Source organism: Idiomarina seosinensis, assembly GCF_044797955.1.
GTDB classification, from domain to species: Bacteria; Pseudomonadota; Gammaproteobacteria; order Enterobacterales; family Alteromonadaceae; genus Idiomarina; species Idiomarina seosinensis_A.
On record NZ_CP085211.1, the window covers coordinates 1802324 to 1828191 of the forward strand.

Here is a 25868-nt window from a genome sequence, read left to right on the forward strand (position 1 = left end):
ATTCGTGGCTTACCAGCTAGCTTTTTTCAAGCCAGGAATTTCACCGCGCATCGCCATCTCACGGACCTTAATACGGCTCATGCCGAATTTACGAAGGAAACCATGAGGACGACCAGTGATACGACAACGATTACGTTGGCGCGTCGGACTGGCATCACGTGGGAGCTGTTGTAACTTAAGAACTGCTTCCCAACGCTCTTCGTCTGATGAATTTACGTCGTTAATGACCGTTTTCAGTGCGTTGCGTTTTTCTGCGTACTTAGCAGCGAGCTTAGCTCGCTTCACGTCACGCGCTTTCATTGACTGTTTTGCCATAACTCTACACCTTACTTTCTGAACGGGAAGTTAAAGGCAGCTAGCAAAGCACGAGCTTCGTCATCTGTGCCAGCGTCTGTGGTAATGGTAATATCAAGACCACGTACCTTATCGACTTTGTCATAGTCGATTTCCGGAAAGATGATCTGCTCGCGAACACCCATGCTGTAGTTACCACGGCCATCAAAAGATTTAGGATTTAGGCCACGGAAGTCACGGACACGTGGAATTGCAATGGAAATTAACCGTTGCAAGAAGTCCCACATGCGCTCGCCGCGCAGAGTTACTTTACAGCCAATCGGGAAGCCTTCACGGATTTTGAAACCGGCGACAGACTTGCGTGCTACAGTACGAACCGGCTTTTGCCCAGAGATAGCCTCTAGGTCAGCCACTGCATTATCAAGTACTTTTTTGTCAGCCAGAGCTTCACCAACACCCATATTAAGGGTGATTTTTTCAATCCGAGGGACTTGCATGACGCTGTTGTAGCTGAACTCTTTCATCAGTCCAGGAACTACCGATTCTTTATAAAAATCATGCAGTTTCGCCATCGTAAAACTCCAAAATTGAATTAAATGATTGCGTTGTTCGATTTGAAGAAACGGACTTTTTTGCCGTCTTCAATACGAAAGCCAACACGATCTGCTTTACCTGTCTCTGGGTTAAGGATCGCTACATTTGATACGTGAAGAGGTGCTTCTTTCTCAACGATGCCACCAGATTCACCTGAAGCCGGATTTGGCTTCTGATGTTTCTTGACAATGTTAACACCCTCAACGATCACACGATCTTTATCGGTAAGTACTTTCAGGACTTTGCCTTGCTTGCCCTTGTCCTTACCTGCCAGGACGACTACTTCGTCATCACGTTTAATTTTTGCCGCCATAATTGACTCCTTATAGTACTTCTGGTGCCAGCGAGATAATCTTCATAAACTGCTCTGAACGCAGTTCACGAGTTACCGGCCCGAAAATACGTGTGCCAATGGGCTGTTGATTGTTATTCAACAATACAGCCGCGTTGCGGTCAAAACGGATGACCGACCCGTCTTGTCGACGGACGCCTTTTCTGGTGCGAACGACCACCGCATTCACTACATCGCCTTTCTTCACCTTACCGCGCGGAATTGCTTCCTTTACGGTAACTTTGATGATATCGCCGATGTTTGCGTAGCGACGGTGCGAACCACCTAGAACCTTAATACATTGTACGCTGCGCGCGCCGGAGTTATCGGCAACGTCCAGGGTAGTTTGCATTTGGATCATTTCAGTGCCCCGCTTAGTTAAAAAAACAGACCCTCTCGGGTCGTGCTGCCTTTTGGTTTTTCCCTTATAAAAAGGGCGGCGAATTGTAACAGATAAAATCCGGGGATGGTAGGGCGATCTTACTTTTTTTGGCTGGGCTCGGTAAGTTGCCGATTTTATGCTTTCAGATTCTGTTGGAAGTTAACAGTTAGGATGGTAGATTTAAAGCTTCCGCTCCGGAGCAAAATAGTGACTGAGCACCGCCAACTGAAACGATAACGAGCTTATGAACCTAATTTTCATTGTGTTAGCTCCATTACTCGGGGCTATACTACCGCTGTTAATTCGGCGCAGTTCCCGTAACCTGAAAACCCTTGTTACTTTAGCTGTGCCCGTGGCTTGTATTCTTGCCGCCGCACCCTTAATACCGCAGACCCTGGCGGCAGACGTTCCGAAAGCCTTTGTTGCCTGGCTACCCGACATAGGGTTGAATTTTGCACTACGTCTTGACGGTCTGTCGCTGCTCTTCACCGGCTTAATTTTAGGTATTGGCGTACTTATCATCGGTTACGCTCACTATTACTTGTCGAGTGAGGACGATGAATCCCGTTTTTATGCGTGTCTGCTGTTATTTATGGCTTCGATGCTTGGCATCGTAATGGCAGACAACATCTTATTGATGTGGGCGTTCTGGGAGTTAACCAGCATTTCGTCGTTTTTACTCATTGGCTACTGGTACCATAGTAGTGATGCCCGTCGGGGCGCGCGCATGGCATTGGCTACCACTGGTGCCGGGGGGCTGGCCTTGTTAGCAGGGCTTTTACTGATTGGTGATATTGCCGGCAGTTACCAGTTTGACGAGATATTGGCTGCTGCGGATACCATTAAGGCGCATGCATATTACACACCCGCTTTATTGTTGCTACTGCTGGGAGCCTTTACTAAGTCAGCGCAGTTCCCGTTTCAATTCTGGCTACCTCATGCCATGGCGGCACCAACTCCGGTAAGCGCTTACTTACACTCGGCGACGATGGTTAAGGCGGGGATTTTTCTGTTAGCCCGTTTTCATCCGGTAATGGCAGGTACAGAGCTATGGCTGGTATTAGTCACCATAACAGGCTTAATAACCCTGTTAATCGGTGCTTACTTTGCCTTGCTCAAACATGATTTAAAAGGGCTATTGGCATTTTCTACTGTCAGTCACCTTGGCCTTATATGCATGTTGCTTGGCATAGGGACACAGGGTGCCGTTATCGCAGCTATGTTTCATGTCATCAATCACGCCTGCTTTAAAGCCGGTCTGTTTATGACCGCCGGAATTATTGACCACGAGAGCGGCAGCCGGGATATGCGTAAGCTGCAAGGTCTAATGGGTCTAATGCCGGTTACCGCGACGCTGGCGATGGTGGTTGCCGCCTCAATGGCGGGGCTACCCCCTTTTAATGGTTTTATGTCAAAGGAGCTGTTCCTTGACCAGGCGGTGCAACAACACTTATTTGGTGGGTTAAGCTGGTTTGTTCCTATCCTTGCAACCATTGGCGCCGCGCTGTCAGTGGCTTATTCGATTCGTTTTGTTCACGATGTGTTTTTCAATGGCGAGTACAAAGAATTACCGAAAAAGCCGCACGATCCGCCGCGAATGATGTCAGCACCGGTAGCCATCTTAGCGCTGCTTTGCGTAGTCATTGGTTTGGCACCGATGACGACAGTTTCGGGCATTATCGGCCAGGCAGCCGGTGCCGTTACAAACGCCCCCGTTGATGTTTCTTTATCACTCTGGCATGGCTTTAACCTGCCTCTGTTGATGAGCTTCGCGGCAGTAATTGGTGGTTGCCTTATCTATCTGGCCCGCGACCAATTATTTACCTTTAATCGCCAGTTTGACGGGCAGGACGCGAAACACAATTTTGAGCGCCTGGTTCAGCGCATCAGTGACAAAGCAGCTTATTTTTTCGACTGGTTCGATACCGGCTCGTTGCAGCGCTACATGGCCTTTGTGCTGGTTAGCGTCATTGTAGTTCTGATGCCTGCCCTAATTGACATCAGCGCGATTACCGGAGGTTTGAGCCAACAGCCCATTGATATGGTTTCGATGGTCGGTGCAATGGTGCTGATTGCAGCCGCTTTTGCCACAGCTACTCTGCATCGTAATCGCTTCGTTATGTTGATGATGCTGTCCGTGGTCGGACTGATGGTTTCACTATCTTTTGCTCATTTCTCGGCTCCGGATCTGGCAATGACCCAGTTAGTGGTCGAAGTCGTCAGTATTATTTTGATGATCCTCGCGTTGTTCTTTATGCCCCAGAAGACAGCGCGGGCGTCCACCGGACATCGTGTGTTCCGTGACATTATCATTGCCGGCTTTATCGGCGGCATCGTTGCCACATTAAACTTCGCGATTTTAACTTCACCCTTTGACAGCATTTCTGACTACTTTATTGCCAACGCAAAAACCGGCGGCGGCGGCACTAATGTGGTCAATGTCATTCTGGTGGACTTTCGTGGTTTTGATACGCTGGGCGAAATTACCGTACTGGCGATTGCTGCAGCGGGGATTCATAAATTGCTTAATAAGTTAAAGCCCTTTATGCCATCCAGCGATGTTGAGGGACGACCCTGGCACCGTATTAAACACCCGTTAATGCTGACTAACGTTGCTAACTTAGTGTTTCCGCTGGCTATGATGGTCGCCGTATATATATTTTTACGTGGCCATAACCTGCCCGGTGGTGGCTTTATCGCCGGTCTAATCGCCGCATCAGCAATGATTTTGCAGTACATCGCTAACGGAGTTGACTGGGTAAAAGACCGCTTTAACGTGAACTACCAGTCGCTAATGTCCGTTGGCGTCATGATTGCAGCATTAACCGGTGTCGGTAGCTGGCTGTTCAGCAAGCCCTTCTTAACCAGTTGGTTTACTTATCTGAACTGGCCATTAGTTGGTAAATGGGAATTCGCCACGGCTCTGCTATTTGATTTAGGTGTATTTTTAACGGTAATTGGCGCCACTATGATGATTTTAAGTAACTTTGGCAAAATGACTACTCGCCACCGTCCAACGTACGAGGGCAATTAATGGAAACTCTATATTCTGTAACGGTGGGGATTCTTACCGCCTGTAGCGTATTTTTGATTTTACGGGGTCGTTCCTTTCCCGTGGTAGTAGGGATTACTATGTTGTCCTATGCGGTTAATTTGTTTTTATTTTCAACAGGTCGCTTAACCATTGATGGAGCCCCTATTTTAGGTACCCAGGACAGTTATGCCGATCCACTACCTCAGGCTCTGGTTTTGACTGCTATCGTTATTGGCTTTGCTATGACCGCCTATTCGATTATTCTGGCTGTCCGCACCCGCGGTGAAATTGGTACTGATGAGGTTAACGAACAAAGCGGTACCGCGGAGGGCCGACGCTGATGTTGCAACAACACCTCGCGATTCTCCCTATCTTAATACCGTTGTTTACGGCACTGTTACAGCTGCTGCCATGGGGCGATCGGCCGCAACCCAGGCGGCGCGCTATTGGCCTGACCGGCAGCTTATTAACGCTGATAGCATGTGTTTTCTTGCTGCAGGAAGTCCAACAACAAGAGATGATAGTTTATCTGTTAGGCAATTGGTCGGCTCCCTTTGGCATTGTCCTGATGGTCGATAAGCTGAGCGCCATGATGATGCTGGTAACAGCGGTCCTGGCGGTTCCGGTACTGGTTTATGGTTGCTACTCAGAAGACAATCTGGGCTCCCACTTCCAGGCTTTATTTCAATTTCAGGTTATGGGCATTATGGGTGCTTTTGCTACCGGTGATATTTTTAACCTGTTTGTCTTCTTTGAAGTTCTGCTGATAGCTTCCTATGCACTGTTAATGCACGGCGGCGGTAAGTTCCGGGTGCGCGCGACTCTGCATTATGTCCTTCTGAATTTAGTAGGTTCAGCATTATTTTTGATTGGTATCGGCACGTTATACGGCATTACCGGGACTCTGAATATGGCTGACATGGCACTGCAGATTAGAGAGCTTTCCGGCGACAGTGCCGCGATAGCTAAGGCTGGTTCGCTGTTACTATTGATCGTATTTGGCTTGAAAGCAGCAATATTGCCGCTGCACTTCTGGCTTCCGCAAGCCTACTCAACAACGACAGGTGTAGTGGCGGCCCTGTTCGCTATCATGACCAAGGTCGGTGTTTATTCAATCATTCGGGTTTACTCATTAATTTTTGGTGCCGAGGCGAATGAGCTTGCTTTTGTTGCCCATGACTGGCTCTGGGTAATGGGCCTACTGACTATGTTGGCCGGTATGATTGGGATATTGGCCGCCCGGGATCTGCGCTTGTTGGCAGCTTATTTGGTGGTGATATCCATCGGCACAATAATAGCAACCTTCAGTGTTGCAACCGTGGCTACGACCGGGGCGGCGTTATTTTATTTAATTCACTCGACCTTTATCACCGCGGCGCTGTTTCTGGTTGCTGATTTGATGGCTTATGAGCGGGGTAAAACAGCGTCGCGTATTGTGTCCGGCAAAAAAATGGCCAATCATTCAACTTATGCGGTCATGTTTTTTGTTGCGGCTATTGCCATTATCGGGCTGCCACCGTTGTCGGGCTTTGTCGGTAAAATTATGATCCTTGATGCCGCTGCCGCAAGCGGTCAGAATTTCTGGTTATGGGGCGCCGTGCTAGCTGCCACCCTGGTTATGTTAGTTGTAGTTAGCCGGGCCGGTAGCACAATGATTTGGCACACGCTGTCAGGTAAGGCCTCAGAGCAATCTGCGCCTTTAGGTAAACGCATAGCTACGGGCTTTTTGTTGCTACTCACCTTGCTTATGACTCTTTTTGCCCAGCCGATACGGCAGTATACCGAAAGTGCTGCCCAGCAGTTAAACGATGTAGAGCGCTACCCTGCGTTCGTTCTTGAAAGGGAGGTCAGTAATAATGACTAAGCTTTTACCTGCACCCTACCTGACACTGTTTCTGCTGATTATTTGGCTGCTGTTATTTCAGTCAATCAGTGCCGGAGTGGTGCTGCTGGGTTTGTTTTTTGCCTTATTGATACCAATTTTATTCCGCCCGGCGTGGCCAAACTTTGCCAAGGTTAAAAAGCCGCATCTTGCCGTCGCGTACTTTTTTGTTTTGCTGTACGACATTGTTGTCGCCAACTTTAAAGTCGCTAGCCTGATTATAAGCAAACCACGCACTATTAAGCCGGCTTTATTGGTCTTTCCACTGGATATGACCGAGGAATTACCAGTCACTATTCTAGCCAGTACCATCACTCTGACGCCCGGCACTGTCTCCTGCGAGATTACCCGGGGCCGGAAAGGCATTTTGATTCATGCCTTTTCAGAGGATGACCCTGAGCAGGTCATTATGACCATCCGTAACCGATATGAGCGGCGCTTAAAGGAGATATTCCAATGTTAGGCACCATTTTACAAATCGCCTTTTTGCTGTTTAGTTTGTCCCTGCTAATGAATTTTTGGCGCTTAGCTAAAGGTCCCGACTTACCGGACCGGATACTGGCTTTAGATACCATTTACATTAATTCTCTGGCATTGCTGTTGCTATTGGGTATTCACCAAAACTCTCAGACCTACCTGGAGGCGGCCTTACTGATTGCGATGTTCGGCTTTGTTGGCACAATTGCGGCGGGCAAATTTTTACTACGCGGCGATTTAATTGAATAACTAACAAACGAGATAAATCATGGAAACGTTAAATGAACTGCCACTATGGAGCCAATGGCTCATAGGTTTTTTTATTCTTCTGGGGGCTTGCTTTGCTTTTATTGGCTCGCTGGGGCTGGCGGTCTTACCTGACTTTTTTACCCGGCTGCATGCACCGACTAAAAACACCACCCTTGGCGTCGGCGGTATTGTTTTAGCCTCTATTATTTTTACTTCAGTACAAGATAAATTCACCGCCAGCGAGCTGTTGATTGCTATTTTCTTATTTTTAACAGCGCCGATTAGCGCCCATATTATGGCGAAAGCGGCGCTGCATACTGACCTTAAAATGTTTAGCCGCACTCGCGACTTTCGCAAAGAAGAAGATGTTTACAAAACTGAGCCGGAAAAAGATTCAAGCTAATGGCAGCGGGGCTTAAACCTTATCCCACTGCTGCAAAACATCGCTTAGGCCATCTTTAAGAGGTCCTAAATGCTGTTCAAAACGCTGCCATTGGTTTATTCCTTTACGGTTTAACGGCTGCCTGACCTGTTCAGAGCTGGCTGTTTTCACCCGCCGCGATGTTTTATGAAAGCTAAAACACTGAGGCTCAACGTCCAGACCTAAAAACTGGAAAATTCTTTCAATTTCCTGCTCCGGTTGATCGATCAGTTGCTCGTGGATCACGGTATGAATGTCATTTGGATAAAGCGTTTTCCAGTGGCTCATAATCTTTATATACTGTTGGTAGTAATGGCTAACTACCTCCAGACCATAAGTAAACTCCTGGCCTTCGGCAAACAACTGCTTAAAACAACTGAAGCAGCAATCCATTGGATGTCGCCGTGCATCAATGATTTTGGCATTTGGCAAAATACTCTTAATTAGACCTATATGCCGGAAGTTATTTGGCATTTTATCTGTAAAAAAAGCCGCACCCTGACGATGAAAGCGGGTTTCATCGAGGTAACGCTGACCCATATCCGTCAAGTCCTTTTGTTCCAGCTGGTCGATAACCGCCGGATAGCGTGGTTCATCTGTTTGCAATTGACGGCCATTTAAACGGTGCACTAACGCAAGTATGTTAGGCAATTCCATAGTGCCATCAATTTGCGAATGTGACGCTAAAATTTGTTCCACCAGGGTTGAGCCGGATCGGGGCAAGCCAACAACGAAGATCGGGTCGGCAGCGGTAACGGTGGATAATTTAGTGCTGTTAATTTCTGCGACTTTTTGTTTGCTAAAAAACTCGACCTGACGACTGATTTCAGCACTAAACCGGTCCGGCTGGAATTGACTTTTCTGACGTTTTAATTCGTTACCCTGGGCATAACAGGCAAAGCTTTTATCAACTTCTCCCTCATCGTCATAGGCTTTACCTAAGGCAAATAAAAGATGTATCTTATCTTGTGGATGGATAATTTCCTGGTCAAGAGCCTCTACCATCATTTCGATTTCAGCGGCACTGAAGCGATAGGTTTTCAAATTAGCCAAGCTCCAGTATGCGTCGCCGAAATCTGGTTTTAATTGATAAGCCTGCTGGTAGGCCTTTTTAGCCGCTTCGGTATCGCCCTGAGTTTTTAGTAAATGCCCTTTTGCCAGAAAGATACTGGCTTTATCCACTTGCGGGTCAACCAGCAGCTCGTCGTATAACTTCAGCGCAGTAGTAAATTCATCAATGGCAACACATTGATGGGCATAAAGTGCCTTATAAGCTGAGTTATCCGGACGCTTTTGATAAAGCGTTTTCGCTTCCGAGTAAGCTTGCTCAAATTTTTGCCGTTGCTGTAAAACTTTAATATAGTCATATCGAGCCAGATCGTAATCGGGCTGAAACTCCAACACGCTTTCCAGTAAAAATTCGGCGTCGCTCAAAATATTAAGCTTTGCACCAATGTTAGCCAGGGTGCGCATCCCTTCAATGTGATGGGGCTGCTGCTGTAAAAAGCTTCGACACAGCTTCTCAGCTTTATAAAGACGCCCTTCATACAACTGGTTCATTGCTGCCAAAACTAATTTTGGCTGGCTCAGGAGATATCGTGCCTGTTCGGCATCACGGCGGGATTGATCCAGATTGCCGCGTGCTTGCTCAATTTGGCTTAAATTAGTCCAACAGGCGTGCAGAGCGGGATTGTGCTGTAATGCAACCCGGTAACTGGCGCTCGCCCGGTCCTTATCACCCTGATCGCGGTGACAATGCCCCTGCTCCTGGTAGGCTCTGCCGAAGTCAGGTTTTAGACGGATCAACTCGTTTAGTGCCTGTTCGCTAGCCGCAAAATTTTTGCTGTACCGTTGTGCCACAGCTGTCAGATAGAGAGCCTCTAACTGTGACTCTTCAGCTAAGTCTTCAGGTAATTGTTCCAGTTGCTGAATAGCTTGTTCAAACTGCTGCGCAGCAAGGGTTTTCTTTATCGATTCTAATGTCATGGCAAATTATATCTGTATCAAAAAAGGGGCCTCTCGGCCCCTTTTTGGTGGTTGTGGTTTTAATAAAAATCGTAGGAGAATGACATACCAACCGATAATGGCCGATTAGTCGTTACCCGCTCAATGAAGTCCTGAGTGTTTATGAATAGCTCAGCACGCTCATCGGTGATGTTATCAACATAGAGTTTTGCCGACCACTGGCTACCAGACACACCTACAGAAGCATTAAGAATATTGTAGGCGTCTTGCTGACGGCGGTCTGCTGCTACGATCGAGCTGTACGACTCGCCGGCGTATATCCACCCCACTTGCGCATGGGCGTCCCAGTTGTTCTCCAGACGCCAGCCGTAGCGCGCGCGCAGATTAGCCTGAAACTCTGGTGTTAACGGCAATTCAGAGCCTTCTGGCGCCATTTCAATAACGTTTGCCTGAGTAGAGGTTAACTCGGTATCGTTATAGGAAGCAGCACCGTGGAACGTCCAGTTTTCAGTTGCACGCCAGGTAAAGTCCGTTTCAAGGCCCCGGATTTCAGAATCCGCTGCGTTCTCAATAAAGGTCAGGATAGAAACGTTGACCGGGTCAAAACGCGACACTTGCATGTCAGTCCAGTCGATGAAGTAAACGTTACCGTTCCAGCGAAGACTGTTATCCAGCAATAAGGATTTCCAGCCAAACTCGTAGTTTTTCACATCGTCGGTATTGTAGGTTGTTTCAACATTCGGATACTCTGGATTATTTGACTCGATACCACCACCGCGGTTAAACCCACCGGGGCGGAAACCTTCTGAGTAAGTCGCGAAAAACAGAGTATCGCGATCCATTTGATAGCTCAGAGTAAACTTAGGAATGATGTCGTCCAGTTCCAGTGGCTCATCGGTATGTCCACCCGAAACGTCGTAATCTCGGCCACGGTTGTCATCAACAGAACCCTGGAAAATACCGGCAGCAAAGTTAGACGAGCCAGTATAGTCTGACTCCATGTCGTACCAGCGTAAACCGATGGTTGCGGCCCACTGTTCGGTGAAGTCATAAGTGTATTCACCAAACACCGCTATTTGCTCTTCAGTACGGGTAATATCGTTAAAGAACGCAACACCTGGAGGGCGAGTGTTCGGGTTGATATTGTTCGCTTCCGGAAGCGGCGCATTTGGCGCAAAGCCAAGGGCATCAGGATTTGGTAAATAAACGTAGTCGTCCTGAGTTTCGATTTCGAAGTCATCGTAGAAGATACCAGCGGTTATCCGCGAGCGCTCATTAAAGTCATAATTAATACGGACTTCCTGAGTTAAACGCGTGTGCTCCTGGTATCCTTTAAAGCCTTTGGTTGGGTCAACGCAATCGCGGTTTTCAGTGATAACATCAGGGTTGATACCATAGTTATCAATGTAAGCCGGGTTAGAGTATGTACAAGTATAGTAGCCAATAAATGCGCCACTGTTGTTATACCCTGTGTAGTCGATAGATTGCTCGACTTCGCGTTTTAAGTAGCCACCGGTATAAAGAATTTCCAGCGCATCCAGGCGGCCATTAAGGGTCCAGCTGGTTAAATCGAAGCTATCTTCAAGCTCATCAGGGAAAAAGCGCTGCACTTCCAGATCGCCCACGTCAGGGTCATAGTCGAATACCCCATCGGCGCCTAAGTCCTGGCTTTGATGCTGAACCAGGATATCCCAGTCGTTATTGATAAGGTATTTTGCACTCAGGCGAAACCCTTTGTAGTAGCTGTCATTAAAATCTTCTTCGACCAGCCCAGTGTTATAAGCAGTCTCATAGGTCGCATCAGGACCATAGTCTACCGCAGAGTTTGGGTTCTGTTCTGGGTCCAGCGTATATTCGCCAAAGACATTATCGATATAACCGCCGCGATTGACGTTATAAATAGCAGCACGAACAGCAAAGTCATTGGTCACCGGAATGTTGATGTACGCTTCTGACGTACTGCTCATTTCACCTTCCGGCATGCTCTCAAAGCCAGCCGTAAAACCTGCTTCCATCACGCCCATTACCGGCTTTTTAGTGATATAACGGATGGTACCGGCTTGTGAGCTCGCACCAAATAGTGTGCCCTGTGGACCAGGTAACACTTCTATGCGCTGCAAGTCGGTTGCATAAACATCTAAGTTACGGCCTGGTGCGGTGACCGGCTGCTCGTCGATGTATAACGCAACGTTTGGCATGGTGCCCTGAGCACCAGATAACATGACGGTTATTGGCTGGATTGACATACCACGGATGAAGACAGAGTTTTGTCCTGGTCCGCGTCCACCGGTACTGACGTTAGGAACATACTGAGCATAATCATCAAAGTTGCCGATGTTTTGCTCTTTTAAGTCCTTATCGCTCATTGCCTGAACGGCGGTCGGCGTTTGCTGGATGTTTGTGGTGCGTTTTGTCGCGGTTACATTGATAGTTTCTATAGCGGTTGTGTTTTCTGCCTCCTCTTGCTGCGCGTCTTGCTGTGGTGCAGCTACTGACGAAGAGGCAGCTAAAGCTATAAAGATAGCTGAGCTTATTTTACTATATTGGAACATGAGTTCTCCCGGGTTGTGATTATTAACTCCCTAAAAAAAGCGGCAACCATTGCCGCTTCATATTACCTATAACGCAAAAACGATTATAACGGTTTAAAAGTAATAACCAAAATTTATATTAAACCGATCATTAACTTCACCACCGTCTGTGGCGATATTACCGCCAATAAACGGCTGGTTTTTAGCTTTCACGTAGTCGACATAGGTGTAAAAACCACCACCCGCTGCCACTGCAACGCCCAAAACGTTCATCCAGGTATCGTCCTGGTAACCTACTTTGTCGGTGATTAGGCTGTGGTCATTGTAGAATGTTAAGCTCGTAAATGGACCAACATCAACGGGCAAGGTATAGGCCACGTTAGCCGTATAAATTTTCGCTTCCGTCGGGATCGCATCATAATAGCCGTAAGCGCCCATAAACATGCCGTGGTTTTCAAGCTTCATATCATAGGCATAATCAGCGTATTGCAGCTGAACATTCCAGGGACCATTATCATAATTTCCGTGAACACCCCAGGCAAAACGATTACCAACGTTTTGATCCTCGTAGTCTTCTGCGGTCGTAAAGCCCTCTGCGGCGGTTCCGGAGTAGAAGTTATTGCCCTGGGCTGAAACCCCAACTTCTAGACTTTCATCCTCACCTAGATTAAATAGTCTTGCCGCCCGCAATGCATAACTATTACTTTCGCCTACCGGAAGCCCCGGCTCGTCATAAGCACCCTGGCCTGGCAAGCGAATACCAGCTGTATCATAGTTATAGCGTCCGGTACGGTCGGTGACAGGTCCGTCAATACCGCCCATTTCGTCAGATTTATGATAGGCAATATCAAAATGCCACTGGTCGCCGCGATACAGCAGCCTTAAGCCATTATCATGTTCGTCTTCCAGACCAACATAAAAGGTCGAGTTAAAGAAGTAACTATGTGAGTTGTAAGGCATATTGCCGAATGGTACTTTCACGACGCCTATCTGACCCTGCCAGTTTTCGGTGAAGTCATAGCCAAACCAGGCATACTTAACGGTATCCATGTAATGAAACCACCGGTATTCAGCCGATAAAATGACGCCACCAATTTCACCGTCAAAATTTAGCCGGAAAATATCAAAGTCCAGATCGCCGGCTCGATTCTCGTTATCGGAATCATAGTTATTGTACTCATACTGAAAGCGGACCGCGCCATGGACTTTGATTGGCCAGTTTTGGTTCTCTTCAACCTGGTCTTCTAATTCGGCTAATTGCGCGCGAATTCCCGAGTCCGCCCGGCGTATTGCTGTCCCCTTTTGTCGGCTCTCCTGTTCGCCGGTGTGCTGCTTTTTCGTCATCATTTTCTGGTGACGTTCGTGCATCTTTTCTTTTTGCTGCTCTTGTTCTGCCAGGCGTTGTTCAAGCTCTGCTAGTTTTTCCTTTAGCATTTCAATTTCAGCTTTAACGCTCCGCTCATCCTGGGACGCTGCCGAAACGAAACCCGGACTTGTAGCAAGAAGCGAAGCCGCCACTACCCATCCTTTTGACATTAATAACTCCTTAGTGTGGATATAAATAATTTCGTCATTTGTCTTATTTGTATAACGACGCGCATAAATACAACCAAACTGACTTTGCCGTCAACTACTTATCTGTTTAGTCCATAAAAAAAGCCTCCGCAAGGGAGGCTTTTACTTTTACTTAACGTTTTCTGCTATTAGACAACAGTAGCGCGCTCGATAATTTCTACTAATGCCCAAGATTTATTCTTAGACAAAGGACGAGATTCGCGCACAATAACCTTATCACCGGTATTGCACTGATTCTCTTCATCGTGAGCATGCACTTTGGTTGTACGAGTGATGTACTTGCTGTAAACCGGGTGTTTAACACGGCGTTCAACAGCTACAGTGATGGTTTTATCCATCTTATCACTGACAACTTTGCCTTGCAGAGTACGAATACGTTTTTCTTCAGCCATTACGCACCTGCCTTCTGAGTTAAGATGGTTTTAATACGCGCTATGTCGCGACGTACTTGCTTCATCATGTGAGTCTGATTCAGCTGACCTGTTGCTGCTTGCATGCGCAGATTAAACTGCTCGCGACGCAAGTTCAGCAATTCTTCCTGCAGCTGCTCAACGGTTTTTTCTTTCAGTTCACTTGCTTTCATCACATTACCGTCCGAGTCACAAAAGTTGTTTTGAATGGCAGTTTGCGAGCCGCCAGGCGGAACGCTTCACGAGCCAATTCTTCTGAAACACCGTCCATTTCGTAAAGTACACGACCTGGTTGGATCTGGGCTACCCAGTACTCGACGTTACCTTTACCTTTACCCATACGAACTTCTAAAGGCTTCTTGGTGATAGGCTTGTCCGGGAATACACGGATCCAGATTTTACCCTGACGCTTAACGTGACGAGTCATAGCACGACGGCCTGCTTCGATTTGACGTGCAGTCATGCGACCACGGTCAGTTGCTTTCAAACCGAAAGTTCCGAAGCTAACTTTGTTACCAGACTGCGCCAAGCCACGATTTCGGCCTGTGTGAACCTTACGGAATTTTGTACGCTTAGGTTGTAACATTATCGTCTCTCCTTACTTACGGTTTTTGCCGCGCTTAGGAGCTGGCTTTTCTTCAGTAGGCAGTCCACCAAGAACTTCACCACGGAAAATCCAGACCTTAACACCGATGATACCGTAGGTGGTGTTCGCTTCTGCTGTCGAGTAATCAATGTCTGCACGCAATGTGTGCAGTGGCACCCGACCTTCACGATACCACTCTGTACGAGCGATTTCAGCGCCGCCTAAACGACCACTGACTTCGACTTTAATGCCTTTAGCACCTAATCGAATGGCGTTTTGTACAGCGCGTTTCATCGCCCGGCGGAACATCACACGACGCTCCAGCTGACCGGTAATATTGTCAGCAACAAGCTGAGAGTCCAATTCAGGTTTGCGCACTTCAGAAATATTAATTTGTGAAGGAGCTCCCGTTAATTTTTGAACTTGCTTGCGCAGTTTCTCTACGTCTTCGCCTTTCTTACCGATAACAACGCCTGGGCGAGCTGTGTGAATAGTCACACGAACACTTTTCGCAGGGCGTTCGATAACAATACGCGACACTGATGCATTACGCAGTTCTTTCGTCAGGAACTTACGTACCTGATGATCACTGTGCAGGTTATCAGCGAATTCGTTCGTATTCGCATACCAGGTTGCATTCCATGGTCTGGAGATACCTAGGCGAATACCATTAGGATGTACTTTCTGACCCATAATTTATCTCCTAGCTATCTGACACGACCACAGTAATGTGGCTGGTGCGCTTAAAGATACGATCGGCACGGCCTTTCGCACGTGGCTTGATGCGCTTCATCGTCGGACCTTCGTCAAGAAAGACCTTAGATACTTTCAGCTCATCAATATCCGCACCTTCGTTATGTTCCGCGTTAGCGATAGCCGACTCAAGAACTTTCTTGACCAGGCTAGCTGCTGCTTTAGGGCTGTACGCAAGAATATCCAGTGCTTTTTCCACTGGTAAACCGCGAATTTGGTCAGCAACCAAACGTCCCTTCTGAGCAGAAACGCGGGCAAATTGGTGTTTAGCAATTGCTTCCATCACTTTCTACCTCTTACCGTTTCTTCGCTTTCTTATCAGCAGCATGGCCGCGATAAGTACGGGTTGGTGCGAATTCACCCAGTTTATGACCGATCATTTCGTCCGAAACAAAAACCGGAACGTGTTGACGACCGTTGTGAACAGCAATCGTCAAACCAATCATATCTGGAATAATCATTGAACGACGGGACCAAGTCTTAATTGGTTTTTTATCCCCGGCTTCCAACGCTTTCTCCACCTTATTTAGCAGGTGAAGGTCTATAAATGGACCTTTTTTAAGAGAACGTGGCATGTTTTATCCTCAACTCTTATTTGTTGCGACGGCGTACGATGAACTTATCGGTACGCTTGTTTTTACGGGTTTTGTAGCCTTTAGTTGGCATACCCCATGGTGATACTGGATGACGGCCACCTGAAGTACGACCTTCACCACCACCGTGTGGGTGATCAACAGGGTTCATCGCCACACCACGAACGGTAGGACGAACACCACGCCAGCGCTTAGCACCAGCTTTACCCAGTTGGCGCAACATGTGTTCTGCGTTGCCAACTTCACCGATAGTTGCACGACCTTCAGATTGTACGCGGCGCATTTCGCCTGAACGCAGACGAATAGTGACGTAAGTTCCATCACGAGCTACGATTTGCGCGTAAGTACCTGCTGAGCGAGCCAGCTGAGCACCTTTGCCTGGCTGCATTTCCAGAGCGTGGACAACCGTACCCACTGGAATATTGCGCATTGGCAAAGAGTTACCCGGCTTGATTGGCGAATCAGGACCAGACTGGACACGATCACCAACTTTCAGGTTCTTAGGTGACAAAATGTAACGGCGTTCACCGTCAGCATAGAGTACCAAAGCGATATTCGCTGACCGGTTTGGATCGTATTCGATACGCTCAACCTTCGCAGGAATGCCATCTTTATTGCGTTTAAAATCGATAACACGGTAATGGTGCTTGTGACCACCGCCAATGTGGCGAACCGTGATACGACCGTTATTATTACGACCACCAGATTTACTGTTTTTTTCCAGTAATGGTGCGTAAGGCTTGCCTTTGTACAGGTCCTGACCGACGACTTTAACGACGTGGCGTTGACCCGGAGACGTAGGCTTACTTTTAACTACAGCCATGTTTATTCCTCCTGTTACTCAGCGCCGCCAACGAAATCGATGTCAGCACCCTCTTGCAGGGATACATACGCTTTTTTCCAATCGTTTCGCTTACCGAAACGGAACCCGGTGCGCTTGGTTTTACCCTTCACGTTGACCGTGCGTACGCTGTTGACTTCGACTTCAAACAACTTCTCGACAGCCGCTTTAATTTCGGATTTTGTTGCATCTTTCGCTACTTTGAAAACAACAGTGTTGTTGCTCTCAGCAGTCATCGTGCTTTTTTCCGAAACGTGAGGTGCTAAAATCACTTTAAGCAAACGTTCTTCGCGCATCATGATAACACCTCCTCAAGCTGCTTGACTGCATCAGCAGTCATCAGGACGTTTTCAAAAGCGATTAAGCTGACTGGGTCAATGCCCTGAACGTCGCGCACGTCAACTTTATGCAAGTTGCGTGAAGCCAGGAACAAGTTCTCATCCACGTCTTTGGTCACGATTAAAACGTCACTCAGATTCAAATCTTTCAGTTTTTCAACTAACTGTTTGGTCTTCGGCGCATCAACGCTAAAGTTTTCAACAACAGTCAAGCGATCCTGACGGATTAATTCTGACACGATGCTTTTCAGTGCACCGCGATACATTTTCTTATTTACTTTCTGCGCATGACTTTGCGGTTTAGCCGCGAAAGTCGCACCACCTGAGCGCCAGATCGGGCTACGGATTGTACCCGCACGAGCACGACCGGTGCCTTTTTGACGCCATGGTTTCTTACCGCCGCCAGCAACTTCAGAGCGCGTTTTTTGCGCCTTAGTACCTTGGCGAGACCCTGCTGCATAAGCAACGACTACCTGATGGACAAGTGCTTCGTTAAACTCACGTCCAAAGGTAGCTTCGGAAACCTCAAGAGCGCCTTTTGCGTCTTTCAATGTTAATTCCATCACCATTCTCCTCAGACGTTACGCCTTGACCGCAGGTTTAACGATAACATCACTACCAGTAGCTCCAGGAACTGCACCTTTGATCAACAACAAGTTGCGTTCTGCATCTACACGGACTAGCTCAAGTGATTGAGTAGTGACCTGCTCGTTACCCATTTGACCAGCCATTTTTTTGCCTTTAAATACTTTACCAGGCGACTGGTTTTGACCGATTGAACCCGGTGCACGGTGAGACAAAGAGTTACCGTGGGTAGCGTCCTGAGTACTGAAGTTCCAGCGCTTCACGGTACCGGCAAAGCCTTTACCTTTCGAAGTACCAGTAACATCAACTTTCTTGATTTCGGTAAATACTTCCACAGTCAGTTCAGAACCTACTGTGTAATCATCACCTTCGCCGTCTTTAAGACGAAATTCCCAAAGACCGCGACCTGCCTCAGTACCTGCTTTAGCAAAATGACCTGCTAAAGGCTTGGTAACACGGCTTGCTTTCTTCTCGCCTGTGGTCACTTGAAGCGCACGATAACCGTCAGTATCATCAGATTTAACCTGAGTTACCCGGTTAGCCAACACTTCGATCACAGTAACAGGAACAGAAGCGCCGTCTTCCTGGAAGACACGCGTCATTCCTACTTTACGACCGACTAGACCTATAGCCATTGTTAAAACCTCTCGTGTGTAATCCTATTACTGCCCACTTAACCCAAGCTAATTTGTACATCAACACCCGCTGCCAAATCTAAACGCATTAATGCGTCAACAGTTTTGTCAGTTGGATCCATGATGTCGATTAAACGTTTGTGGGTGCGGATTTCGTACTGGTCACGCGCATCTTTATTTACGTGTGGTGAAGTCAGCACGGTGAAACGTTCTTTCCGTGTTGGCAGTGGAATTGGACCACGTACCTGAGCGCCAGTCCGCTTTGCAGTTTCAACGATCTCTGCAGTCGACTGATCGATCAGACGGTGATCGAACGCTTTCAATCGAATCCGAATTCTTTGATTAGCCATATAAAATCAAAGCCTCAATAAAAGAGCATTTAAAAAAGAGCACAGACACTCGCAAACCGCCCTGGCACATACCGGGGGTGCGACTGCCTACGTCAACCATTCAGTCCCCTATCGGGACTGTTGTGGAACATCCTGTGTAAAAAGCCGTTTGGCCTGATTACTCTGAATGTGGTCGCGAATTATACAGCGTTGCGGCCGCATGTCAATGAGTAAAAGCGTCCTTGCTTATTTGCCGGGTCCTTACTGAGAAAGCTCTTCGACTTGTTTCCAGACCCGCATTAAATTGCCGCCCAGGATCATTTCGATATCATTTTCGGAGTAGCCCCGATCCAGTAGGCCCTGAACTAAATTCGGATAGGTTGATACGTCTTTCAAGCCAACTGGTAACGAATCGCCTACACCATCATAATCTGAGCCAATACCAATATGGCGTACACCAATGAGTTCGTTCACATAGTCGATATGATCGAGGACCTGGTCCAGCGTTGCATAAGGGTAAGGGTTACTTGCCTGAATTTCTTCGACGCGCCGTTTTGCTTCGTCACTTTCTTCGCCAAACTGCTCGTATACCGCTTCGATTCGATTTTTCATCATATCGCGATAACGATTTGCTTGCTGCGCAACAAAAGACGAACCGAAGTTGATTTGGACCACGCCGTCATTCTCGGCCAGCTTTTTCAGCATGTCGTCGCTCATATTACGCTCAAAGCCCGGGGTAAACTGTCGTAGCGAAGAGTGTGATGCAATAACCGGCGCCTCAGTGGTTTCGATGACATCATAAAATGCTTCGTCCGAAATGTGTGAAACGTCAATCATCATACCAATTTCGTTACACGCCTTAACTAACTCAAAACCGAAGTCGCTTAAGCCGTTCCACTGTTTACGGATATCGTAAGAAGAGTCAGAAATATGATTGGTCTGCGAATGAGCAAACGAAATATAGCGCACACCTCGCTCATAAAACATGCGTAAGTTATCAAGGTCGCCTTCCATGGGAGTGCCGTTTTCCATTCCCATGGCAATAGACATCAACCCGTTTTGTTTATTTTGTGCGGCGGCTTTAGTCGAGTAGGCTAAAGCAAACTTTTCCGGCGCGCGGCCGACCAGCGCTTCCATGCTATCGATCAAATCATGGGCTAGCTCGATACTGCCGCCCGTCTGCTCGTATTCGGCTGGAATATAAATTGCCATAAACGGCACATTAAGTCCCCCGGCAACCGCACGCGGGTAGTCAAAATCGCCCTGATCTGTCGCCCGGGTTACATCTTCCCAGCTATTATGAATACGATACGGCACGTCAATATGGGTATCGACGATCAAATACTTGTCTGCTAATTGCCGGGCTTTTTCACTGGCCTCGTAGTCCTGAGCTGCTACTGTAATCGTTGCACAGGCTCCTATTACCGCCAGCAGTGAGCTTCTTATCGTTGTTTTTAACATGCTTAGTCCTCGGTAAGACAATAATGGTAGTCACTTACAGAAGACTAACAAAACTTTAACTATGACGCACTATGGATGCGCTCAACGTAATAAAAGCACCGACTACCAACGTTCCGGCAGCCGGTGCCAGCAGCCACAGGATCCACCAATCATTTAAAAGCATAGTTTGACCCTTAATGATTTACTGTGACTCGTTAACTGGGTCAGTACGCCCGGCTTCTGACGAACTATCCGTACTGAATAGCTCATCGCCCCAGGCATCGAGAGTTTCGAAAACCGTCGTACGTGTTAGCTTCAGTAGTTCCGTTGACACCGAGGTGACCTGGGCAGATATCATACCGGCGACATCCTGTTCCGTCTGCTGCATCTGAGCAGCGGCTGATGACGTAACAAAGACAGTGACTAATAAAACAACAATACCTTTTTTCATGATGGCCTCCGTAGGCTTTAGTACGCTTTTGTGAAAACTAAGCTTACTAATACAAACGGCATGCCAACATCGAAAAATACTTTAAGTTATTGTTTTATAATTAGTTTTTGTTTTTTTGGAGAAGTTTTATAAAAACGAGTTTTAGCTGGAGGAACAACAATGGTGGATTTGACTAACTAGTTAGTCAAATCCACCAGTTTACTATCCCGGTCCTGCCGGTACCTTAATGCGCCAGTTATTAATTGCTCGGCATTACTCGCCTTAGGCCCCTTAATGCTGAGGTACTGTCGCCATTTCTTGCCACCCGGCTGTCCTTGAAATAGTCCCAGCATATGTCTGACAACATGCCAGGCCCGGCCACCTGAGTTAATGTGACTATCGATATAAGGTACCATAGCTAAGGCAATCGATTCGCGTGTTCGCTCTATCGTATCCGCGCCGCCGGCCAGCTCATCAAACTGAGTTAAAAGCCAGGGGTTTTGATACGCCTCGCGGCCTACCATAACCGAGTCTACCTGGCTCAGATGCTGTTTGATCTCGGCTAAGTTTTTTATACCGCCGTTAATCGCAATAGGGAGTTCTAAATAACGCTGTTTAGCTTGGTAGACACGTTCATATTGAAGTGGTGGTACTTCGCGGTTTTCCTTTGGGCTCAGGCCGCTCAACCAGGCTTTGCGGGCATGCAGCGTTATCTGGCTGACGCCGGAACTGACAACAGCGTCCAAAAACCGATAAAGAAATTCATCAGAGTCGTGCTCATCAATACCCAACCTTGTCTTTACGGTAACCGGAATATCAACCGCTGCCTGCATCTCGGCCACGCAGTGGGCAACTTGCTGGGGCTGAGCCATCAGGCAGGCGCCAAAGCTCCCATTCTGTACCCTGTCAGAAGGGCAACCCACGTTAATATTAACCTCGTTATACCCCCTTTGTTGCGCCATTTCAGCACAACGGGCCATCGCCTTAGGATCACTTCCCCCCAGTTGCAGAGCTACAGGCTGCTCAGCCTGGTTATACTGTAAAAAATCCTGCTGACCGAACAAGATCGCACCGGTCGTTACCATTTCCGTATACAACAGCGTCTGCTTGCTGAGCAGGCGGTGAAAATAACGGCAGTGACGGTCGGTCCAGTCCAGCATCGGGGCAACGGAAGTCAAATAGGGATATACGGCCATTTTATAAATCAATTTAGCGATAAAAATATACGTTGTATTATACGCGATTTAACCGCGAGTCTCACTAACCTGACCGGAAAAGCGTTTGCCTACCCATGAAAAGGCTTTACAATAAGCACCTAATTGCAGCAATAGAATCGTTATGACCACAGTTGAAACAGAACGCTTAATTCGCAAAGCAGAAAAGCTCTGCCAGCAGCGCGGAGCACGGATGACCAGTACCCGCCGGGAAGTATTTTCGATCCTTGCGCAACAGGCTGGCTCTATCGGCGCTTACGACTTATTAGAGCAATTAAAAATGGTTGTACCCAATGCCAAACCTCCGACCATTTATCGGGCGCTCGATTTCCTGCAAGAACAGGGTTTTGTTCACAAAATCAGTTCATCGAATAGTTTTGTTCTTTGCTCGCATTTCGATCATCAACACCCCGTACAGATGCTAATTTGTGGCAGCTGTGGTGACGTTCGGGAGATTCAGTCCGATGGAGTCTATGAAGAACTGCGTCATCAAGCCGAAAGCCAGGGATTTCTTGTGCAGGAGCAGACTATCGAAGCCCACGGCTTGTGCGCTAAATGCCAGTAACCTCTGCCCGACCTCAAACTTTTAATCATAAAAACAAATAGGAACAACAATGAAACTAAGCCACTTTTTTGGCTTTGCCGTTGCCAGCCTAACTATCAGCACGGCGGCCAACAGCCAGGCATTTGAAGACAAGTTTCGTCAACTTAATGACGATAAATTCCGTACCCCGAATATTTATCGCACCGCTTCGGGAGCTCCCGGTCATGCCTACTGGCAACAAAAAGTCGATTACGACATTCGCGTAACGCTGAATGATGAACAGCAGAGTGTCAGTGCCCGCAGCACCATAACCTATACTAATAACTCACCGGATACATTACGTTATCTGTGGGTACAGCTGGATCAAAACCGCTTTAAAAAAGACTCAATTGGGCCGCAGACCCGCTCAACCCCGGCTGATAACCTTGACCGTGTCAGCTTCAGCCGCATGGAGAGCATGCTAACCCAGGAAGAGTTCCCCGCCGGTTATACAATTACTGATGTCAGTGATACGCGCGGTGAACCAATGCCCTATACCATCAACGATACCATGATGCGTATTGATCTGGACCAGCCACTCGAGTCAGGCGAAACCGTAAGTTTTAATATCGGATGGCAAAACAATATTATCGAGGCTTCTGTTTTAGGTGGCCGCGGCGGTTATGAGTATTTTGAAGACGATGGCAACTACCTGTATGAAATGGCACAGTGGTTCCCTCGCATGGCGGCTTACTATGATGTCGAAGGCTGGCAAAATAAGCAGTTTGTCGGTAACGGCGAGTTCGCTCTGGAATTCGGTGATTATACCGTTGCTATTACTGTCCCGGCAGACCATATTGTCGCGTCAACCGGTGTTTTACAAAACAGCGGCGAAGTGCTCAATCGGCAACAGCGTCAGCGTCTCGAGCAGGCAAAATCTGCCGACCGTCCGGTTAAAATTGTAACCGAAGAGGAAGCGCTGGAAAATCAAAAAGCCGGTACGGACGAGACTAAAACCTGGGTATTTAAAGCAGAACGAGTTCGCGATTTTGCCTGGGCTTCTTCACGTAAATTTATCTGGGACGCCCAAGGCTACAAAAAAGGCGATACCGATGTGATGGCGATGTCGTTTTATCCAGAAGAGGGTAATCCGTTATGGGAGCGTTATTCCACTGCCTCTATTATCCATACCATAGATAGCTATAATGATTACAGCTTTGATTATCCCTATCCTGTAGCGATCTCGGTAAATGGCCCGGTCGGTGGTATGGAATATCCCATGATCACTTTTAATGGCCCACGTCCTTATGTTGACGAAGATAGTGGCGAAAAGTACTACTCTAAACGCACTAAATACGGTTTAGTTTCTGTCATTATTCATGAAATTGGCCATATTTACTTTCCGATGATTGTGAATTCCGACGAACGCCAGTGGACCTGGATGGATGAGGGAATTAACACCTATCTGCAGTTTCTGGCAGAACAGAGATGGGAACCGGATTACCCTTCCTGGCGCGGCGATGCCCGCAACATTACCAGCTATATGGCCAGCGACAACCAGATGCCGATCATGACTAATTCCGAGTCTATTCTGCAGTTTGGTAATAACGCCTATGGTAAACCAGCCACGGCACTGAATATTCTGCGAGAAACCATCGTTGGCCGTGAACTCTTTGACTTTGCGTTTCGTGAGTATGCCCACCGCTGGAAGTTTAAACGCCCCACTCCTGAAGACTTGTTCCGTACTCTTGAGGATGCCAGTGGCGTTGATCTCGACTGGTTTTTCCGCGGTTGGTTCTACACTACGGATCATGTCGATATCAGTCTTGACCAGGTAAACTTGTTAACTGTTAATACCCAGGACCCGGAAATCGAAAAGGCCTGGCAAAACCAGCTGGATGAGCAAGATCCAGAATCCATTACCAGCGTTCGTAATCAGGATATGCTTTATAAAATCCACCAGCAGGAGCAGCTTCAGGACTTTTATAACCAATACGATGACTACACGGTCACTAATGCCGACCGCAATAAGTATCGTAAGTTATTAAAGGGATTGTCTGATGAGCAGCGCACAATGCTGCAAAACGGCAGTAACTTCTATGTTCTGGATTTCAGTAATTTAGGCGGCCTGGTCATGCCGATTTTACTGGATATTGAATACGAAGACGGCAGTAATGAACATGTCCGGATTCCGGCAGAAATATGGCGTCGGTCGCCGGAAAGCGTCAGCAAGTTACTGATTCGCGACAAGACCATAAAGGAAATCGTTCTTGATCCGCACTGGGAAACTGCTGATGTCGATGTCACCAATAACTATTGGCCTGCACGCCCAGTGCCTTCACGGATTGAGCTATTTAAGCGCGGTGACCGGCACGATAGTTTGATGGAAGACTATAATGAAGAACTAGAAACTGAAGATGATGAGGAAAATGAGTCGTAAAGCTTTTCTATTCAGTTTGTGTTTAATCGCGCTGCTACCTCCGGTAGCGGCGCACAAATACTTTTTTGGTCTGACCGAAGTCAGCCTTAATCCGGCCAATAATACGCTGGAAGTGGTACACCAATATACCCTGCACGATATTCAGCGAGCGATGACTGAACAATATGGACGTAACTTCCGTATTGAGGACAGTAAAGCAGATGGGCGTTTTCAACGGTGGCTTAAGCAACACTTCCAAGTTCGCGACTCCAGTGGCAAACCGGTGAAGCTGGACTGGGTGGGCTATGAAGCAGACTTTCAGGCCATTTGGTTTTACCAGGAGGCTGCCGTCAGCGCAAACGACTTTTGCTCATGGCAAGTAACTAATTCCTTATTAATGGACGTTTATTCAGCACAAGTTAATACCGTTAATTTTGTAACTCCCGATAGTACACGCGGTGTAACCCTGACAGCTGCTGACAATGACCAAAGTGTCCATTGTAAAGAATAACGCGAGTTAAAATTTACCGAAATAGGATCGAATATTAATGAATGCTGAATTCGTAAACCCATTCCTTCAGGCTCTACAAAACGTCCTGTCGATGATGGCTCAAATGGAATTGAAACCCGGTAAACCACAACTTAAACAAGATGAAATGGCCCGAGGCGACGTCTCCGGTATTATTGGAATGGTAGGGCCTCAGGTTAAAGGCTCATTTTCTATTTCGTTTGAGGAAAAGCTGGCCTGTGAAATTATGAGCAAGATGGTTGGCGAAGAGCCCGATACACTTGACGATGAAGTGTGCGATATGGTCGGGGAGATCACTAACATGGTCACCGGCGGCGCCAAAAAGACTCTTGGAGAAAAAGGCTACGAATTTCAGATGGCAACACCAATAGTGGTATCAGGAAAGGACCATACGATTTCCCACCGCTCTGACGGCAAGAAATTAATCATGCCGTTTAGTCATCAAGCGGGTCAGGCCTATATAGAAATTTGCTTTGAGGAAATCAGCTCCAGCTGAAAGCTCTAATGT

31 protein-coding genes are annotated in these 25868 nt (G+C 47.4%); 10 read left to right on the forward strand and 21 right to left on the reverse strand.

What is annotated here, in order from left to right:
- Positions 1–9: 9 nt before the first annotated feature.
- The 4 genes from rpsN to rplN are packed head-to-tail and all read right to left on the reverse strand — an operon-like array spanning position 10 to position 1580.
- Positions 10–315: a 30S ribosomal protein S14 gene (gene rpsN, locus LG288_RS08560; protein ID WP_404399787.1), complete on the reverse strand. Its 306-nt coding sequence runs from the start codon at positions 313–315 to the stop codon at positions 10–12.
- A gap of 11 nt (positions 316–326) precedes the next feature.
- On the reverse strand, positions 327–866 hold the full coding sequence (gene rplE, locus LG288_RS08565) for a 50S ribosomal protein L5 (protein ID WP_404399788.1): 540 nt from the start codon (positions 864–866) through the stop codon (positions 327–329).
- Positions 867–886: 20 nt separating this feature from the next.
- Entirely contained in the window at positions 887–1201 is a 315-nt protein-coding gene (gene rplX, locus LG288_RS08570; RefSeq protein ID WP_404399789.1) for a 50S ribosomal protein L24, read from the reverse strand.
- 10 nt (positions 1202–1211) lie between these two features.
- Positions 1212–1580, reverse strand: coding sequence for a 50S ribosomal protein L14 (gene rplN, locus LG288_RS08575; protein WP_006956444.1), 369 nt, complete (start codon positions 1578–1580; stop codon positions 1212–1214).
- Positions 1581–1845: 265 nt separating this feature from the next.
- Between rplN and LG288_RS08580 the strand changes: the two genes are divergently transcribed.
- Genes LG288_RS08580 through LG288_RS08605 form a run of 6 tightly spaced genes read left to right on the forward strand, consistent with a single transcriptional unit; the run spans position 1846 to position 7646 of the window.
- A complete protein-coding gene (locus LG288_RS08580; RefSeq protein ID WP_404399790.1) occupies positions 1846–4635 on the forward strand; it encodes a monovalent cation/H+ antiporter subunit A in 2790 nt (929 codons plus the stop codon).
- Entirely contained in the window at positions 4635–4976 is a 342-nt protein-coding gene (locus LG288_RS08585; RefSeq protein WP_404399791.1) for a Na+/H+ antiporter subunit C, read from the forward strand. The genes LG288_RS08580 and LG288_RS08585 overlap by 1 nt, the downstream gene beginning before the upstream one ends.
- Positions 4976–6499 (forward strand): monovalent cation/H+ antiporter subunit D, encoded by a 1524-nt coding sequence (locus tag LG288_RS08590; RefSeq protein WP_404399792.1) that lies wholly within the window; start codon positions 4976–4978, stop codon positions 6497–6499. Before LG288_RS08585 ends, LG288_RS08590 begins: the two co-directional genes overlap by 1 nt.
- Positions 6492–6980: a Na+/H+ antiporter subunit E gene (locus LG288_RS08595; RefSeq protein ID WP_404399793.1), complete on the forward strand. Its 489-nt coding sequence runs from the start codon at positions 6492–6494 to the stop codon at positions 6978–6980. The genes LG288_RS08590 and LG288_RS08595 overlap by 8 nt, the downstream gene beginning before the upstream one ends.
- Positions 6974–7243 (forward strand): K+/H+ antiporter subunit F, encoded by a 270-nt coding sequence (locus tag LG288_RS08600; RefSeq protein WP_404399794.1) that lies wholly within the window; start codon positions 6974–6976, stop codon positions 7241–7243. The genes LG288_RS08595 and LG288_RS08600 overlap by 7 nt, the downstream gene beginning before the upstream one ends.
- Positions 7244–7262: 19 nt before the next feature.
- On the forward strand, positions 7263–7646 hold the full coding sequence (locus LG288_RS08605; RefSeq protein ID WP_404399795.1) for a Na+/H+ antiporter subunit G: 384 nt from the start codon (positions 7263–7265) through the stop codon (positions 7644–7646).
- A gap of 12 nt (positions 7647–7658) precedes the next feature.
- Here LG288_RS08605 and LG288_RS08610 read toward each other — a convergent pair whose 3' ends face one another.
- From LG288_RS08610 to dusA, 17 genes are all read right to left on the reverse strand, one after another.
- Positions 7659–9650, reverse strand: a complete 1992-nt coding sequence (locus LG288_RS08610; RefSeq protein WP_404399796.1) for a tetratricopeptide repeat-containing sulfotransferase family protein — start codon at positions 9648–9650, stop codon at positions 7659–7661.
- 59 nt (positions 9651–9709) lie between these two features.
- Positions 9710–12181, reverse strand: coding sequence for a TonB-dependent receptor (locus LG288_RS08615; protein ID WP_404399797.1), 2472 nt, complete (start codon positions 12179–12181; stop codon positions 9710–9712).
- Positions 12182–12274: 93 nt separating this feature from the next.
- Positions 12275–13696, reverse strand: a complete 1422-nt coding sequence (locus LG288_RS08620; RefSeq protein WP_404399798.1) for a carbohydrate porin — start codon at positions 13694–13696, stop codon at positions 12275–12277.
- Positions 13697–13863: 167 nt separating this feature from the next.
- Positions 13864–14127 (reverse strand): 30S ribosomal protein S17, encoded by a 264-nt coding sequence (rpsQ, locus tag LG288_RS08625; RefSeq protein ID WP_404399799.1) that lies wholly within the window; start codon positions 14125–14127, stop codon positions 13864–13866.
- A complete protein-coding gene (gene rpmC, locus LG288_RS08630; RefSeq protein ID WP_404403070.1) occupies positions 14127–14318 on the reverse strand; it encodes a 50S ribosomal protein L29 in 192 nt (63 codons plus the stop codon). The genes rpsQ and rpmC overlap by 1 nt, the downstream gene beginning before the upstream one ends.
- Positions 14318–14731, reverse strand: coding sequence for a 50S ribosomal protein L16 (rplP, locus tag LG288_RS08635; RefSeq protein ID WP_105306958.1), 414 nt, complete (start codon positions 14729–14731; stop codon positions 14318–14320). The genes rpmC and rplP overlap by 1 nt, the downstream gene beginning before the upstream one ends.
- Before the next feature lie 12 nt (positions 14732–14743).
- Positions 14744–15424: a 30S ribosomal protein S3 gene (gene rpsC / locus LG288_RS08640; RefSeq protein WP_404399800.1), complete on the reverse strand. Its 681-nt coding sequence runs from the start codon at positions 15422–15424 to the stop codon at positions 14744–14746.
- Between the two features lie 10 nt (positions 15425–15434).
- On the reverse strand, positions 15435–15767 hold the full coding sequence (rplV, locus tag LG288_RS08645) for a 50S ribosomal protein L22 (protein ID WP_404403072.1): 333 nt from the start codon (positions 15765–15767) through the stop codon (positions 15435–15437).
- A 13-nt stretch (positions 15768–15780) separates the two neighbouring features.
- Positions 15781–16059, reverse strand: a complete 279-nt coding sequence (gene rpsS / locus LG288_RS08650) for a 30S ribosomal protein S19 (protein WP_026860408.1) — start codon at positions 16057–16059, stop codon at positions 15781–15783.
- Between the two features lie 16 nt (positions 16060–16075).
- Positions 16076–16900: a 50S ribosomal protein L2 gene (gene rplB, locus LG288_RS08655; RefSeq protein WP_404399801.1), complete on the reverse strand. Its 825-nt coding sequence runs from the start codon at positions 16898–16900 to the stop codon at positions 16076–16078.
- A gap of 14 nt (positions 16901–16914) precedes the next feature.
- Positions 16915–17217 (reverse strand): 50S ribosomal protein L23, encoded by a 303-nt coding sequence (rplW, locus tag LG288_RS08660; protein WP_404399802.1) that lies wholly within the window; start codon positions 17215–17217, stop codon positions 16915–16917.
- Positions 17214–17819 carry a 50S ribosomal protein L4 gene (gene rplD / locus LG288_RS08665; protein ID WP_404399803.1) on the reverse strand — a complete coding sequence of 202 codons (606 nt, stop codon included), beginning with the start codon at positions 17817–17819 and terminating at the stop codon, positions 17214–17216. The genes rplW and rplD overlap by 4 nt, the downstream gene beginning before the upstream one ends.
- An 18-nt stretch (positions 17820–17837) precedes the next feature.
- Positions 17838–18476, reverse strand: a complete 639-nt coding sequence (gene rplC, locus LG288_RS08670; protein ID WP_404399804.1) for a 50S ribosomal protein L3 — start codon at positions 18474–18476, stop codon at positions 17838–17840.
- 38 nt (positions 18477–18514) lie between these two features.
- The gene (rpsJ, locus tag LG288_RS08675) at positions 18515–18826 is read right to left on the reverse strand and encodes a 30S ribosomal protein S10 (protein ID WP_053954198.1); all 312 of its coding nucleotides are present in this window, start codon (positions 18824–18826) and stop codon (positions 18515–18517) included.
- A 240-nt stretch (positions 18827–19066) separates the two neighbouring features.
- Positions 19067–20266, reverse strand: coding sequence for a dipeptidase (locus tag LG288_RS08680; protein ID WP_404399805.1), 1200 nt, complete (start codon positions 20264–20266; stop codon positions 19067–19069).
- A gap of 181 nt (positions 20267–20447) precedes the next feature.
- Complete coding sequence (locus tag LG288_RS08685) at positions 20448–20696, reverse strand: hypothetical protein (RefSeq protein WP_404399806.1); 249 nt, start codon at positions 20694–20696, stop codon at positions 20448–20450.
- A 176-nt stretch (positions 20697–20872) separates the two neighbouring features.
- Positions 20873–21871: a tRNA dihydrouridine(20/20a) synthase DusA gene (dusA, locus tag LG288_RS08690; protein WP_404399807.1), complete on the reverse strand. Its 999-nt coding sequence runs from the start codon at positions 21869–21871 to the stop codon at positions 20873–20875.
- A 142-nt stretch (positions 21872–22013) separates the two neighbouring features.
- Here dusA and zur point away from each other — a divergent pair, with 142 nt between their 5' ends.
- The 4 genes from zur to LG288_RS08710 are packed head-to-tail and all read left to right on the forward strand — an operon-like array spanning position 22014 to position 25856.
- Complete coding sequence (gene zur, locus LG288_RS08695; protein WP_404399808.1) at positions 22014–22454, forward strand: zinc uptake transcriptional repressor Zur; 441 nt, start codon at positions 22014–22016, stop codon at positions 22452–22454.
- 49 nt (positions 22455–22503) lie between these two features.
- Positions 22504–24852 (forward strand): M1 family metallopeptidase, encoded by a 2349-nt coding sequence (locus LG288_RS08700; RefSeq protein WP_404399809.1) that lies wholly within the window; start codon positions 22504–22506, stop codon positions 24850–24852.
- On the forward strand, positions 24842–25342 hold the full coding sequence (locus LG288_RS08705; protein WP_404399810.1) for a DUF6702 family protein: 501 nt from the start codon (positions 24842–24844) through the stop codon (positions 25340–25342). The genes LG288_RS08700 and LG288_RS08705 overlap by 11 nt, the downstream gene beginning before the upstream one ends.
- A 37-nt stretch (positions 25343–25379) precedes the next feature.
- Positions 25380–25856 (forward strand): chemotaxis protein CheX, encoded by a 477-nt coding sequence (locus LG288_RS08710; RefSeq protein WP_404399811.1) that lies wholly within the window; start codon positions 25380–25382, stop codon positions 25854–25856.
- Positions 25857–25868: the final 12 nt, after the last annotated feature.